We start from the raw sequence: 12,599 nt of genomic DNA, 5'->3' as shown, positions 1-12,599 counted from the left end.
TGGAGGGGCTGTTCTGCGAGAATGGGTCAGGCTGCGGCGTAGCCGACCGTGCCCTTGATCTCAAGGAACTCCTCGAGGCCGAAATCGGCATATTCGCGGCCGTTGCCGGATTGCTTGTAGCCGCCGAACGGGGCACCGGCGTCCCAGGCGGGGTAGTTGATATAGACGTTGCCGGAGCGCATCTGCGCCGCGACCTTGCGCGCCCGCTCGAGCGAGCCGGACTGGACATAGGAGGCGAGCCCGTACGGCGTGTCGTTCGCCCGCGCGATCACCTCGTCTTCGCTCTCATAAGGCAGGATCGAGAGCACGGGCCCGAAGATCTCCTCGCGCGCGATCGTCATGTCGTCGGTGACGTTGGCGAAGACGGTCGGCCGGACATAGTAGCCCCGATTGAGATGTTCCGGCCGGCCCGGCCCGCCGACGACCAGCGTCGCACCTTCGCTGACGCCGCTCTCGATGAGGCGCTGAATCTTGTCGAACTGGATTTCGCTGACGACCGGGCCGAGGAAGGTATCCGCCTCGGAGGGCGTCCCGATCTTGAGCGGCTCGGCCGTCGATCTGGCGATGGCGATCGCCTCGTCGTGCAGCTGGGCCGGCACGAACATCCGCGTCGGCGCATTGCAGGACTGGCCGGAGTTGCGCATCACGCTCTCGACGCCGAGCTTCACCGCCCGCTTCAGGTCGACATCGTCGAGCAGGATGTTGGCCGACTTGCCGCCGAGCTCCTGATGCACGCGCTTGACCGTGTCGGCAGCCGCCTTGGCGACGAGAATGCCGGCGCGGGTCGAGCCGGTGAAGGAGACCATGTCGACGCCGGGATGGCGCGAGATCGCTTCGCCGACCGTCGGGCCGTCGCCGTTGACGAGATTGAACACGCCCTTGGGCACGCCGGCCTCGTGCATCACCTCGGCGAAGATGATCGCATTCATCGGAGCGATCTCGGAGGGCTTCAGCACCATGGTGCAGCCCGCGGCGAGAGCCGGCGCGACCTTGCACATGATCTGGTTCAGCGGCCAGTTCCAGGGCGTGATCATGCCGACGACACCAATCGGTTCCTTGGCGATCAGGGTGGTGCCGCGCAGCTCCTCGAACTCGAAATTCTCCAGCGTCTCGATCATCTTGGCGAGATGCCCGGTGCCCATCGCGGCCTGTGCCCGGTGCGCCAGCTCCTTCGGCGCGCCCATCTCCTGCGACAGCGCGTCCGCGATATCGGCATGGCGCGCCTTGTAGGCTTCGAGCAGGCGCCGCATCAGCGCCAGGCGCTCCTGCTTCGAGGTTGCGGCGAAGGCAGGAAAGGCGGCGCGCGCCGCCGCGACGGCCTTGTCGACATCGGCCTGGCTGCCGAGCGCGATCTGCGCGAAGGCCTCCTCGGTCGAGGGATCGATCACGTCCAGGGTTTTCAACCCGGCGGCGGGGTCGACCCACGCGCCATCGATGTAAAACTGGAGAGCATGAGACATGGTCGGGTTTCCTTCCTTCTGCGCGACGCTCGGCCGGACATGTGAACCGGCCTGCCCCTGCGCTGTGTCTTGTCAGATACAGCGTAGCAGCCCGGAGGCGCCTGTCATCGCGCGGTGAGCGAATGGGGGGAATACCCTGCGCGGGAGCGGCCAAAGGCAAATTGCTGCAAACGGACGCTCCTCGCTCCGATAGCAGCAATTTTCAGGCGCCATGCAGCAACTGCAGCGCCCATCCGATCGAACGGGGGTAGCCGGAGCGCCAGCGAGAAGCAGGCTGCACTCCTCGTGCAATGTAGCCACCGAATCCTGGACGGAGGGCGCAAGCGCGACATCGTCGAGTCGCGAGATCCTGCGCCGCTTCAGGTGAATGGGTGACAGATAACATGTTCGGATTTCAGCAGCGTGCCTCGCGCGCCCTCGGCGCCCTCGCGATCGCCTTGTGGCTCACCGCCCCGACGGCCCGGGCCGAGACGCCGGTCACGGTTAAGGGCGGCGAGACCGTTACGATCGCCGGCGTCCGCAGCATTCTCATCCGCTCCCCGAACCCAAAGGGCAGCGTGATCCTCCTGACCGGCGGCGATGGCCGGCTCGATGTCGGCAATGGCGGTCGCTTCGGGAAGGCCGGAGACAACGTCCTGATCCGCAACCGGGATGCCTTCGCCATACAGGGCTACAACGTGCTTCTCGCCGAGTTCGGGACAAACCTCTCCGCGGCAGTCGACCATATGGCGGCGATCAAGCGCCCGGTCATCGTGATCGCCACCAGCAAGGGCACGCAGCGTGTCGCCCAGGGGCTCGTGGAGGGCGCCATGCCGGACAGGCTGGTGCTGACCTCCGGGTTCCTCAGCAAGGCGTCCGGGCCCGACGACACCGTTCAGAGCATTCTGGGGACGCCGAACCGGCTGCCGCGCACGCTGGCGCTGCATCATCGCGAGGATCGCTGTCGCTGGACGCTGCCTGCCGGCGTCGTTCCCTTCAAGGCCTGGGCGGGCGGCCGCGCCCAGGTCGAGTGGATGAGCGGCGGTCAAGCTGACGAGGACAATCCTTGCCGCTCCAGCGCTCATCACGGCTTCGCCGGGCAGGACGAGGAGTTCGTCGCCCGCATCGTCAAGTTCATGATGCGCTGAAGGTGGCTGCACAGCCGCGCAATGTTCGAGCAAGCCGACGCAACGACCACTCCACCGGGGCCACCGTGGAGATCGGATCATGCGATTCGGCAATGGGCAATCCGTGGCAATCGCCGGCCGCGCCTTGCACGCCTATCTCGGCTTCGTCCAGCGGACGACCCGTTTCAAGCCGGCGATCCCGGGCGCCAGGCCGTGGGAGCGTAGCCGCGAGCCTTTCATCGCCCTGACCTGGCACGGCCAGCAGATGCTGAGCCTGGCGGCGCTGGACGGCGCATCGCAGGTCGCGATCCTGGCGTCGCTGCATTTCGACGGATCTGTGGTGGCCTCGGTGGTCGGGCGGTCCGGCTTCCGCGTCATCCGCGGTTCGGGCACGCAGAGCCGCACCAAGATCCAGGCCAAGCGCGCCATTCCCGCCTTCTTCGAGATGCGTGAGGCTCTGCGCGGCGGCACCAGCCTCCTGCTCACCGCCGATGTCCCGAAGGTCGCGCGCGTCGCCGGCCAGGGCGCGGTCCAGCTCGCGCGCGCCACCGGCCGGCCGATCTACCTCTTCGCCGCGGTGACCAGTGCGTGCGTCGAACTCGATAACTGGGACAAGGCCAGCATCGCCCTGCCCTTCGGCCGTGGCTGTGTCCTCTGGTCAGAGCCGCTCTACGTCCGCCGGTCGGCCGATGAGCGCGAGATGGGCCTGATCGCGCTCGATATTTCGAGCCAGCTCGACGAGCTGCACGCCACGGCGCGTCGCCTTCTCGACCGGCGCCGCTAGAGCCGGATGATTTCAGATGGAAGCGCTTTGCGGTTCCATCTGAAATCTGAATCCGTCTCTCATCAAAGAGTTAGAGCAGGATCGATGCGAAAAACCGGTTCCCACTTTTTCGCATCCTGCTCTAGGATCGGAGCCCTGTTTATCCGAGACGTGTCAGCGGCCCGGCGGGGGGCAGTCGGCCGGCGTGGGGCAGATCCTGCCGGGCGGACGCAGCTGTTCCTGCACACCCGCCGGCTCGATGACGATGCGGCTGAGATCGCCGGAAAGGCGCAGGCCGAGGCCGGAGGAGATCAGAACGATTCGGGCGCGCGTGGACGCCAGGATGGTGGCGTTGGCACCGGCGAGAAAATGGGCGCTGCCGCCGAGGCTGGCATAGGTACCAAACACGTCCTCGTAGCGGTCGAGCCCGTAGACCAGCATGATCACCCGGCCATAATCGGCGCCGAGGCCGATACCGACGGAGAGCGCCGACCAGCTCACCGGCATCGGAATCCCGTCGGAGAAGCGCAATTCGCCGCTGCCATGGCGGCCGCCGAGCACGAAGGAACCGCTGAGCTCGCCGCCAACGATATAGGCGTTCGGCTCGCCGAAAAGCGCGAGCGAGCGTTCGATCGGGATGCTGACCGTCTTGGAAGCGGTATCGAAGACGCCCTCGACGATCCCGAAGATATCCTGGCGCGAAGTCGTCGGCAGTTGGCCAGCCCGGACATCCCCCTTCGTGACAGCCCCCTGCGCGAGCGCGAGGCTCGGCACGAAGGCCAGCAACGTGGCCAGCACGAGGCGCAGTGCAGGCCAACTCCAGATGACGCGGACCGCAGACATCAGGCCAGCAGCTCCAGGAGAGAGTTGAACGGCAATGGCGATACGGTCCATGCAGAGACAGGAAGAGGCGAGCGCCCCGCTCCGCAAGCCATACCCCGATCGAGGTTCCGTGACGACTCGCAACGCCGCATCAATCTCCAGCCGATCGCAAGCGGCAGACCTGCTCTCCCGAGAAGCTCGTCGCGCAGCCCGGCGTGATAGCGGAGACCGGCCATGATCTCACTGTCGCGCGCCCTCACCCTCCGTCTGTCGCTGCTCGGCATCGTCCTGTTCACCGCCTTCATCGGCGCTGTCATCGCGTTTGCCCTGATCACCGAGGATCCAGGTGCCCTGCGCAACGACGTCACCTCCCAGATCATCCGGCAAGGCGTGCGCCAGCAGCCCGGCAACGCCTTGCAAGTCGAGAAGACCGCAGACCTGACCCGGATCGAGCGCGCCAGCCCCGGGCTCTGGTACCTGGTCTCGGATGGACGTTCCGTCGTCGAGTATGCGCCAGAGTTGCGGCCGGGCCTGCCGATCGACATTCGGCTCGACGGCCCGACCATCGCCGCGCAGATGCGGGTCGGCGGTGACAATGCGCTCGCCTTCGACGTGATCGAGAAGGAGGGCAACCGCTTCATCGTTGCGACCGGCGGCGGCCGACCGGGCTGGGATCTGATCCTCGGCTTCTACTTGCGGGCTATCGCGGGCTCGGCGCTGGCGATCTCGGTGGTCTTCGGCCTGCTGATCGCAGGCGCGATCGCCATGTCGGTCTCCTATATCGGCGAGCGGCTGCGCAGCGCCGCAGAGGCCGCTGCCCGGATCGACCCGAGAGCGCCGCGCGGCCTGCTGCCGACCGAGGAAACCCCGATCGAGCTGATGCCGCTGACCACGGCGCTCAATGCCGCGCTCGACCAGATCGCCGGGAACATGGAGGTACAGCAGCGTTTCATGAACAACGTCGCGCACGAGCTGCGCACCCCGCTCACCGTGATGCGCGGCCGGATCGACGCATTGCCAAACGATCAGATGCGGCTGGCACTCACCACCGATGTCAGCCGGCTGACCGCCATCGTCTCGTCGATATTGCAGCTCGCGCGCCTGCACAGCACGGAGCTCCCCTTCGAGCCGCTGCAGCTCAACGGCACGGCCCGCGCGGTGCTGGCCGATCTCGCACCCTTGATCCTGAGCAACGGCGCCGATATCGCGCTGGAGGAGGAAGGCGATCGCCGATCGCTGATCCAGGCCAACGAGCCCACGGTTCGGGCGGCCATCGCCAATCTGGTCGACAACGCCCTGCGCCATGCCCAGGCGAAATCGACGATCCTGGTGAAGGTGATTGACGGTGCCGTGATTGAAGTCGCCGATGACGGGGTCGGCATCGAAGCCGCCGACCGCTCGCAGGTGACCGAGCCGTTCAACCGGATGTCGCCGAACTCCACCGGTGCCGGGCTCGGCCTGACGATCGTGCGCGACATCATGGCCGCGCATGGTGGGACGCTCGCTATCCTCGGCAGGCCGGGCGGCGGCACCATGGTGCGGCTGGTCTTCCCGCCGTCCGAGTAACGCCTGAACCGCAGCGCTATTGCGCCAGCTCCACCACCCTCAGCATATAGCCGATGCCGCGCAGCGAGGTGATCTCGACCCGGGCGCCGGCATCCTTGAGCTTGCGCCGCAGCCGCGAAATCTGCGCCTCCAGCGTGTTCGACTCGATCAGGTCGTCGAAGCCGTAGACGGCCTCGATCAGGACGTCGCGGGTGACGACGCGGCCGGTACGCTGGACCAGCGCTTCCAGGATCAGCCCCTCGCGCCGGCGCAGATCGAGCAGTTCCGAGCCGACGGAGGCAGAGCGCCCCTCGAGATCGAGCGAGAGATTGCCGGCGGTGATCACCAGCGAGCGCTTGGGATTGCGCCGGCGCATGATGACCCGCAGGCGCGCCAGCAGTTCCTCCGGCTCGAAGGGCTTGATCAGGTAGTCGTCCGCCCCGCCGTTCAGGCCCTCGATCACGTCCGCCTTGGCGTCACGGGCGGTCAGGATCAGGAAGGCGGGCCGCGTATCGGAGTTGTTCAGCGCCTTGACGATCGACAGGCCGTCGCCATCGGGCAGGCGCCGATCGACGATGACGATGTCGAAAGGCGTCGAGCGCAGGGCAGCCAGCGCCGCATCGATCGTGGTCGTGCGATCGGCGATCAGCCCGGCATTTGTGAGGAGCGAGGACAGGAAAGCCATCAGCTGAGGCTCGTCCTCGACGATTAGTGCGCGCATTAAGGGGTCGATTCAGGGTGCACGGATGGAACGTGATGCCGGAATAGGGGCGAAATATCCAGACACATCACGCTCCATCCATGCCTTGGCGCGGCAATAAGGCCGCAAGGCGATCCAGGCCGGTCAACCGGCCCGGGATTTCAGGATTCAGAACCGGTAGTTCAGGCCGGTCTTGACGATATGCTCGCTGACGCCGACGCGGGCGCGGCCGCTGGCGAACTGGAAGTTCTGCTTGCCGAGCGAGACATAGTTGTACTCGACCTTGGCGGAGAGATTGTCGGTGATGCCGTATTCGGCGCCGGCGCCGATGACATAGCCGATCTTGCTCTTCTCCTTCGAGACCAGGCCGTCGCTCGCCTTCAGGTTGCCATAGGCGACACCGCCGAGGCCGTAGACCAGGAGGCGGTCGAAGGCGACGCCAGCGCGGGCCTTCAGGGTGCCGACATAACGCATGTCGGCGCTGGTGCCGCCGGTGCGCTTGGCGCCCTTGCCGAAGCCGTTCATCGACATGTCAGCTTCCAGACCGGTGACGAGGCCGCCCATCTGGAGGTTGTAGCCAACCTGACCACCGAGCAGGATTTCGTTGCGGCTCTTCTTGGCAGTTCCCTCGAAACGATCGAAGGCGGCGCCAGCATGCACACCGGCGTAGATGCCGTTCCAGTTATAGGGGCGCGGCTGGGAATAAGCCGGCTGGTATTGCTGCACGCGCGCGGGACGATCGGCCGCCATGGCCGGGACCGCGAGCAGGGCCAGCAGGCCGAGGCCCACGATCGGAATGAGACGCTTCATCAAAGGCTCCTTGCGGCGGCATGATCGCCGCCGACGCATCAGGTTTGCGACCGCAGGTCCGTTCATCGGACCGGGTCAGCACGGTGCAGATTGCGGGCGAAGATTACGGCAACGTTGCCCGCCATGCGGGCACCGGCCTGAATCAGGTCCGTTGGAGCTGTAAGGCCGTGAGGATCGTGAGCGGAGCGCTCAGCCGTGGCCGATGCGCTCAGGGCGCCGCTGCGCGCCTTGCGTGCTGCTCGCCCATTCGGCCAAAGGCGAGGTCGCCTGGAATTGCTCGATCGCGAGCAGCGTGATGTCGCCGGAATGGCCGGAGCGGCGCAGGCCGAGAATCAGGCGCGCGAGCCATTCGCGATGGGGATTCTCGAACGGCCCGTCGATGGGGCCGACATGCCGCCACGCCTCATGGAAGGCCGTTCCGAGGGCAGCGAGTTCATCGGGCCCAGCATTGAGTTGGCACGCAGGCATGGCGAACCTCCCGGCGTTTCGCAGAAGCGGACCAGAGCCGGCCCGGCTTTGCAATCGGAAGTTGCCCCTTCATCTGAATATTAGGCGAACGGTCGGTTAACGACAACCGGAGAAGCCGTCAGAGGCTGCTCACAATCTCGCGCGGATGACGGGCGGCGAAAGCACGAGCCGAATCGCGGAAGGCAACCCACGCAGGCAATGACTCGACCGGCGAATGATAAGCTGCGCGGATAAGGGGACGCGTACGTTCGTCGATCGCCGCATCGGGGTCGATGCGCGCCGAGCGGCAGAGCGCCCGCGCGATCCTGATGATGCGCTGTTCTTCGCTGTCTTCGGGAATCATGGTCGGCAGGCCTCGACATCGTCATCGCGCATACGGCGCGATGAGAACGCGCCGCCAGCTGCCGGGTTCCCAAAATTACCCGCCTCGCTTTCGCCCGAAAACCGCCCAGATCGAGCCAAGCAGCCTCCAGACGCCTACGCCTGTTGCACACCGGCAACGGGCGCCTTCAAAGCTTGGAAGGTCGCGCCGATGTGAACGCCGATCGATTGAACGACAGCCCACGCTCTGCCAGAGATTTGGGGAATTGTTGACGTTTTTCCGTCACCTTTCTTCGCACCCGCCACCCTCCAATCCCCTCCGAGGCCGCCATGCTCCGCTTCTTCCGTTTGGCCCTGATCGCCGGTACGGCCATCGCGGCCACGGCGACCGCCGCTATCGCCGAGATCGACCCGCTCACCCGCCAGCCCCTCGTCACCTATGTCGACCCTGCCAAGGCGCAGGCGACCGCGATCCCGCGCGAGGTCGTCTCCTTCAGCGGCACCTATCGCCCCGGCACGATCGTGATCAACACGAGCGAGCGCCGCCTCTATTTCGTGCTGCCCGATGGCAAGGCCGTCCGCTACGGCGTCGGCGTCGGCCGCCCGGGCTTCGACTGGGCCGGCTCGCAGACCGTCACCCGCAAGGCCGAGTGGCCGGGCTGGACCCCGCCGTCGCAGATGCTGAAGCGCCGCCCCGATCTGCCGCGCTTCATGCCCGGCGGGCCGGAGAACCCGCTCGGCGCCCGCGCCATGTATCTCGGCTCGACCCTCTACCGCATCCACGGCTCGAACGAGCCGGAGACGATCGGCCAGGCAGTCTCTTCCGGCTGCATCCGCATGCTGAACGAGGACGTGATCGACCTCTACGAGCGCGCCAAGGTCGGCACCCGCGTCGTCGTCGCCCGCTGAGCCCCCGCTGCATCGCGAATTACGAAAGGCCGGCCTCGCGCCGGCCTTTTTTTGTTTGCTTCGATTCATGCCGGAAACAGCGCAAGGCGCGGGCCGATCAGAACGGGGCCGCGGCGTAGACTCGGGCGGCCACGACGCCGGCCAGCAGGAGCAGCAGGACGAGGCACTGCAACAAGTCCCGGGCGATCTCGCTGGACCGCGTATCGGACAGCTCGTTGCGAGGTCCGGTCCGATGCGCAGCCGCGCGCCGTTGTCTCTCCGAGGCTTCATAAGTGGTCATGGCGACCTCCATCACTTGATGGCGGATCATCGGCCAGGTCCGCGTAAGCTCGCGATGCCGGCCATGGGTCGGCAGCATCAAGCCCGCATAAGCGCGGGACGCGCTCATGCGGGCTGTTGGAAGTCAGGCCGCTGAACGATGGTCGATCGCGTGACCATTGCTCGGTCGCGGCAGGTCATCGAGCGCGTATTTGAGTTCCTCGGCGAGCGAGGGCTGCGCCGCGACCAGGGGCAACCGGCAGACGGAGCCGACGCCCGGATGCTGGAACGACAAGGCCAGCTTGACCGCGACGGGATCCGGCTCCCGGGAAAGCAGGTCATGGAGCGGGATCAGTCGCCGCTGCAGGGTCTGGGCCTGCTCGAATGCACCGGCGCGGCAGGCCTCCCTGATCCGGCGCAGCAGGCGCGGCGCGAGGTTGCCGATGCTGGTGATCGCGCCGCAACCGCCCGCAACAAAATAGGACGGGATGGTGTCGCCGGCTCCGGTCAGGCGCAGGAAGTGCCGGCTGCAATTGCGCATGATGCGGTCGCAACGGGCGATATCGCCGCGCCGCTCGAGGATGCCGACGATGGTCGGATGTTCGGCCATCTCGGTCAGGGCCCCGGGTGCAAGGTCGATGACGCAGCGATCGGGGTCGTTGTCGATGATCACAGGGAGCGAGGTGACCTCCGCCACCGACAGGACGTGCCGGACGAGACCGGCCTGCGTCGGTCTGCTGTAATAGGGCAGCCGCAGGAGAATGGCGCTCGCCCCTGCCGCAGTCGCCTCCCTGACCTCCGCGATGCTGTCCGCGGTCGAGTACGACCCGGCAGCGGCCAGGATCGGATAACCGGGCCCGGCCGCGGCGCGCGCAACCCTGACAAGCTGGATGCGCTCCTTGCCGGACAGCGTCGAATACTCGCCGCTGGCGGAGCCGAGCACGATGCCGTCGGCACCCTCCTGGACCTGCCAATCCACCAGCCGAGCCAGGCTTGGCTCGTCGAGAACGCCGGCCCTGAAGGGCGTGACGAGCGCGGTGAACATCCCATGAAGCCAGTGATCCATGTCGACCTCGGCAGAGTGGATTGATGATGAAGGCGCAGCGGAGCGTTGTGCTCTGCTGCGCCTCGGCCGAACTCGGGATAACCAGCGAAACAGAAGCCGAGGACCACCGACCCCCGCGGGGCGGCCGGGGTTTGATGGCGCCTCTGGTTCCGAACGTGCCCGAGCACGACACTGAGCCCAAGGCTAGGCCGGTCGGCATAAGGGTTCGATGCGGATCGAGGCGGATAGCGTGAAGCCGGAATCAGGGGCGCGTCCCAGGTATCTCGGCTCGACGCTCTACCGCATCCACGGCTCGAACGAGCCGGAGACGATCGGCCAAGCGGTCGCCTCGGGCTGTATCCGCATGCTGAACGAGGACGTGATCGACCTCTACGAGCGCGCCAAGGCCGGCCCCCGCGTCGTCGTCGCCCGCTGAGCCCGCGCTGCATCGCGAATTACGAAAGGCCGGCCTCGCACCGGCCTTTTTTGTTGGCATAAGATGTGGACCGTCACGGCGCGCCCGCTGCAATAAGGTGCGATGTTCAGGTTCTTCGATTCGATTGTCGACCCGACCGCATCGCCTCCGGGCCAGCCCCCTGGCGGCCTCCTATCGTTCTATTGGCATTTCGTGCGCCAGGCGAAGGGCCTGTTCGCTGCGCTGTTCCTGATCGGCTTCACGCTCGCCGTCATCGAGGCGGTGGTGCCCTATCTGATCGGCCGCCTCGTCTCCGTGTTGTCCTCGGTACCACGCGAGAGGGTTTTCGACGCCGCCGGCCAGCTGCTTCTGATCATGGCGGCGATCGTGCTCCTGGTCCGGCCGCTCGGCACCATCCTGTTTCGCCTGCTCGTGAACCACTCGATTGCGGTGTCCTTCACGACGCTGATCCACTGGCAGAACTATTGGCATGTCGTCCGCCAGCCGCTCGCCTTCTTCCAGGACGACTTCGCCGGACGGCTGGCCAGCCGGGTGATGCAAACGGCCCGGCCGCTGCGGGAAAGCATCGTCGCCTTCGTCCGGGCGGTCTGGCAGATACTCGTCTTCGGCGCGACCGCGATCGGTCTTCTCGGCACGCAGGACCTTCGCCTGGCGGCGCCGATGCTGGTCTGGTTTCTGTTCTATGGCGGGCTCCTCGCCTACACGCTGCCGAAGGTGCAGGACAGGTCCCGCGAGACCTCGGAGACGCGCTCGGCGATCTCCGGGAAGGTCGTCGACACGTTCACCAACATGATGACGGTCAAGCTGTTCGGGCGCCGCACCGATGACGACGCCTATATCCGCGACGGCTTCCTTCGCTTCCAGACCGCGTTCGCCCGCCAGCAGCAGCTCAATACCGTCTACGTGTTTTGCCTGATCTGCCTCAACGCGGTCCTGCTGGTCACGACCGGCGGTATCGGCGTCTGGCTTTTCTCCGAGGGACGCGTCGATGCGGGGACGCTGACGACCGCCCTTCTCCTCACCACCCAGATCATCGCCATGTCGGGCTGGGTGGCGTTCGAGATCGCGGGGATATTCGAGAACATCGGCATCGTGCAGGAGGGCATGAAAACCATCGCGCAGCCGCTCAGCCAGCTCGACAAGCCCGACGCGCGTCCGCTCGAGGCCCGGCATGGCGAGATCCGGTTCGAGAATCTGCATTTCCACTACAGCATGCCGCACCGCGTGGTGGACGGGCTGTCTTTGACCATCGGCGCCGGTGAAAAGGTCGGCCTCGTCGGACGCTCCGGCGCGGGCAAGTCGACGCTCATCAATCTGCTGCTGCGCTTCTATGAGTCGCAATCGGGCCGCATCCTGATCGACGGGCAGGACATCGCCCATGTCACCGAGGAATCGCTGCGCGCCCGGATCGCGGTGGTGGCTCAGGACTCTTCGCTTTTGCATCGCTCCATTGGCGAGAACATCCTCTATGCCCGCCAGGAGGCCGACGAGGGCATGATGCGCGATGCCGCCCGAAAGGCGCAGGCAGATGCCTTCATCGACAAGCTCGTGGACGGCAAGGGACGCCAGGGCTTCGAAGCCTTTGTCGGCGAGCGCGGCGTCAAGCTCTCCGGCGGCCAGCGCCAGCGCATTGCCATCGCCCGGGTGATCCTGAAGGACGCCCCGATCCTCCTGCTCGACGAGGCGACGTCATCCCTCGACTCGCAGGTCGAGGCTGCGATCCAGGAAGCGCTCGCGGAGCTGATGCGTGGCAGGACTGTCATCGCCATCGCCCATCGGCTCTCCACGCTTCAGCTCATGGACCGCCTGGTGGTGATGGACGCCGGTCGCATCGTCGAGCAGGGCACCCATGCGGACCTGCTCGCCGCCGGCGGGCTCTATGCCGACCTCTGGGCGCATCAATCCGGAGGTTTTATCGTGCCGCAGCGCCCTCAGCGCGCGGGAGGATGAGCAGAG

The 12,599-nt window shown here is 66.3% G+C and carries 13 protein-coding genes and 1 pseudogene; 6 read left to right on the top strand and 8 right to left on the bottom strand.

The genetic code is table 11. From position 1 onward, the window contains the following. Nucleotides 1–26 precede the first annotated feature (26 nt). Nucleotides 27–1,460, bottom strand: coding sequence for an aldehyde dehydrogenase family protein (locus tag ACSQ3M_RS23560; protein WP_436152495.1), 1,434 nt, complete (start codon nt 1,458–1,460; stop codon nt 27–29). 383 nt (nt 1,461–1,843) lie between these two features. On the opposite strand from ACSQ3M_RS23560, the gene ACSQ3M_RS23555 reads away from it, so the two are divergent. Both ACSQ3M_RS23555 and ACSQ3M_RS23550 read left to right on the top strand, forming a co-directional pair. Next, nucleotides 1,844–2,587: an alpha/beta hydrolase gene (locus ACSQ3M_RS23555; protein WP_436152494.1), complete on the top strand. Its 744-nt coding sequence runs from the start codon at nt 1,844–1,846 to the stop codon at nt 2,585–2,587. Between the two features lie 79 nt (nt 2,588–2,666). Further along, nucleotides 2,667–3,350 carry a lysophospholipid acyltransferase family protein gene (locus tag ACSQ3M_RS23550; RefSeq protein WP_436152493.1) on the top strand — a complete coding sequence of 228 codons (684 nt, stop codon included), beginning with the start codon at nt 2,667–2,669 and terminating at the stop codon, nt 3,348–3,350. Nucleotides 3,351–3,503: 153 nt separating this feature from the next. On the opposite strand, the gene ACSQ3M_RS23545 is transcribed toward ACSQ3M_RS23550, so the two are convergent. Further along, on the bottom strand, nt 3,504–4,172 hold the full coding sequence (locus ACSQ3M_RS23545; protein WP_436152492.1) for an EipA family protein: 669 nt from the start codon (nt 4,170–4,172) through the stop codon (nt 3,504–3,506). A 213-nt stretch (nt 4,173–4,385) separates the two neighbouring features. Here ACSQ3M_RS23545 and ACSQ3M_RS23540 point away from each other — a divergent pair, with 213 nt between their 5' ends. Beyond that, on the top strand, nt 4,386–5,717 hold the full coding sequence (locus tag ACSQ3M_RS23540) for a sensor histidine kinase (RefSeq protein WP_436152491.1): 1,332 nt from the start codon (nt 4,386–4,388) through the stop codon (nt 5,715–5,717). A gap of 16 nt (nt 5,718–5,733) precedes the next feature. Here the strand turns inward: ACSQ3M_RS23540 and ACSQ3M_RS23535 are convergent, their stop codons facing one another. The 4 genes from ACSQ3M_RS23535 to ACSQ3M_RS23520 all read right to left on the bottom strand — a co-directional run bounded on the left by ACSQ3M_RS23535 (nt 5,734) and on the right by ACSQ3M_RS23520 (nt 8,017). Next, complete coding sequence (locus ACSQ3M_RS23535; RefSeq protein ID WP_436152490.1) at nt 5,734–6,417, bottom strand: response regulator transcription factor; 684 nt, start codon at nt 6,415–6,417, stop codon at nt 5,734–5,736. A gap of 147 nt (nt 6,418–6,564) precedes the next feature. Beyond that, the gene (locus ACSQ3M_RS23530; protein ID WP_436152489.1) at nt 6,565–7,206 is read right to left on the bottom strand and encodes an outer membrane protein; all 642 of its coding nucleotides are present in this window, start codon (nt 7,204–7,206) and stop codon (nt 6,565–6,567) included. Between the two features lie 189 nt (nt 7,207–7,395). After that, on the bottom strand, nt 7,396–7,674 hold the full coding sequence (locus tag ACSQ3M_RS23525) for a hypothetical protein (protein ID WP_436152488.1): 279 nt from the start codon (nt 7,672–7,674) through the stop codon (nt 7,396–7,398). 118 nt (nt 7,675–7,792) lie between these two features. After that, entirely contained in the window at nt 7,793–8,017 is a 225-nt protein-coding gene (locus ACSQ3M_RS23520; RefSeq protein WP_436152487.1) for a hypothetical protein, read from the bottom strand. 308 nt (nt 8,018–8,325) lie between these two features. Between ACSQ3M_RS23520 and ACSQ3M_RS23515 the strand changes: the two genes are divergently transcribed. Continuing rightward, on the top strand, nt 8,326–8,904 hold the full coding sequence (locus ACSQ3M_RS23515; protein ID WP_436152486.1) for a L,D-transpeptidase: 579 nt from the start codon (nt 8,326–8,328) through the stop codon (nt 8,902–8,904). Between the two features lie 97 nt (nt 8,905–9,001). Here the strand turns inward: ACSQ3M_RS23515 and ACSQ3M_RS23510 are convergent, their stop codons facing one another. Beyond that, complete coding sequence (locus tag ACSQ3M_RS23510) at nt 9,002–9,292, bottom strand: hypothetical protein (RefSeq protein WP_436152485.1); 291 nt, start codon at nt 9,290–9,292, stop codon at nt 9,002–9,004. A gap of 15 nt (nt 9,293–9,307) precedes the next feature. Next, nucleotides 9,308–10,228 carry a dihydrodipicolinate synthase family protein gene (locus tag ACSQ3M_RS23505; RefSeq protein ID WP_436152484.1) on the bottom strand — a complete coding sequence of 307 codons (921 nt, stop codon included), beginning with the start codon at nt 10,226–10,228 and terminating at the stop codon, nt 9,308–9,310. Between the two features lie 244 nt (nt 10,229–10,472). Between ACSQ3M_RS23505 and ACSQ3M_RS23500 the strand changes: the two are divergent. Then, a pseudogene (locus ACSQ3M_RS23500) lies at nt 10,473–10,643 on the top strand (L,D-transpeptidase); the annotation flags it as partial. 102 nt (nt 10,644–10,745) lie between these two features. Beyond that, the gene (locus tag ACSQ3M_RS23495; RefSeq protein ID WP_436152483.1) at nt 10,746–12,593 is read left to right on the top strand and encodes an ABC transporter ATP-binding protein; all 1,848 of its coding nucleotides are present in this window, start codon (nt 10,746–10,748) and stop codon (nt 12,591–12,593) included. Nucleotides 12,594–12,599 lie beyond the last annotated feature (6 nt).

The organism is Allobosea sp. LjRoot90 (assembly GCF_964254315.1).
GTDB lineage: Bacteria > Pseudomonadota > Alphaproteobacteria > Rhizobiales > Beijerinckiaceae > Allobosea.
This window is presented reverse-complemented; position numbering and strand designations above follow the sequence as displayed.

Coding starts and splice junctions, on each gene's coding strand:
- ACSQ3M_RS23525 (WP_436152488.1), bottom strand. CDS start 7,674: ATGCCTGCGTGCCAACTCAATGCTGGGCCCGATGAACTCGCTGCCCTC.
- ACSQ3M_RS23510 (WP_436152485.1), bottom strand. CDS start 9,292: ATGAGCGCGTCCCGCGCTTATGCGGGCTTGATGCTGCCGACCCATGGC.
- ACSQ3M_RS23495 (WP_436152483.1), top strand. CDS start 10,746: ATGTTCAGGTTCTTCGATTCGATTGTCGACCCGACCGCATCGCCTCCG.
- ACSQ3M_RS23535 (WP_436152490.1), bottom strand. CDS start 6,417: ATGCGCGCACTAATCGTCGAGGACGAGCCTCAGCTGATGGCTTTCCTG.
- ACSQ3M_RS23515 (WP_436152486.1), top strand. CDS start 8,326: ATGCTCCGCTTCTTCCGTTTGGCCCTGATCGCCGGTACGGCCATCGCG.
- ACSQ3M_RS23505 (WP_436152484.1), bottom strand. CDS start 10,228: ATGGATCACTGGCTTCATGGGATGTTCACCGCGCTCGTCACGCCCTTC.
- ACSQ3M_RS23555 (WP_436152494.1), top strand. CDS start 1,844: ATGTTCGGATTTCAGCAGCGTGCCTCGCGCGCCCTCGGCGCCCTCGCG.
- ACSQ3M_RS23550 (WP_436152493.1), top strand. CDS start 2,667: ATGCGATTCGGCAATGGGCAATCCGTGGCAATCGCCGGCCGCGCCTTG.
- ACSQ3M_RS23520 (WP_436152487.1), bottom strand. CDS start 8,017: ATGATTCCCGAAGACAGCGAAGAACAGCGCATCATCAGGATCGCGCGG.
- ACSQ3M_RS23530 (WP_436152489.1), bottom strand. CDS start 7,206: ATGAAGCGTCTCATTCCGATCGTGGGCCTCGGCCTGCTGGCCCTGCTC.
- ACSQ3M_RS23545 (WP_436152492.1), bottom strand. CDS start 4,172: ATGTCTGCGGTCCGCGTCATCTGGAGTTGGCCTGCACTGCGCCTCGTG.
- ACSQ3M_RS23540 (WP_436152491.1), top strand. CDS start 4,386: ATGATCTCACTGTCGCGCGCCCTCACCCTCCGTCTGTCGCTGCTCGGC.
- ACSQ3M_RS23560 (WP_436152495.1), bottom strand. CDS start 1,460: ATGTCTCATGCTCTCCAGTTTTACATCGATGGCGCGTGGGTCGACCCC.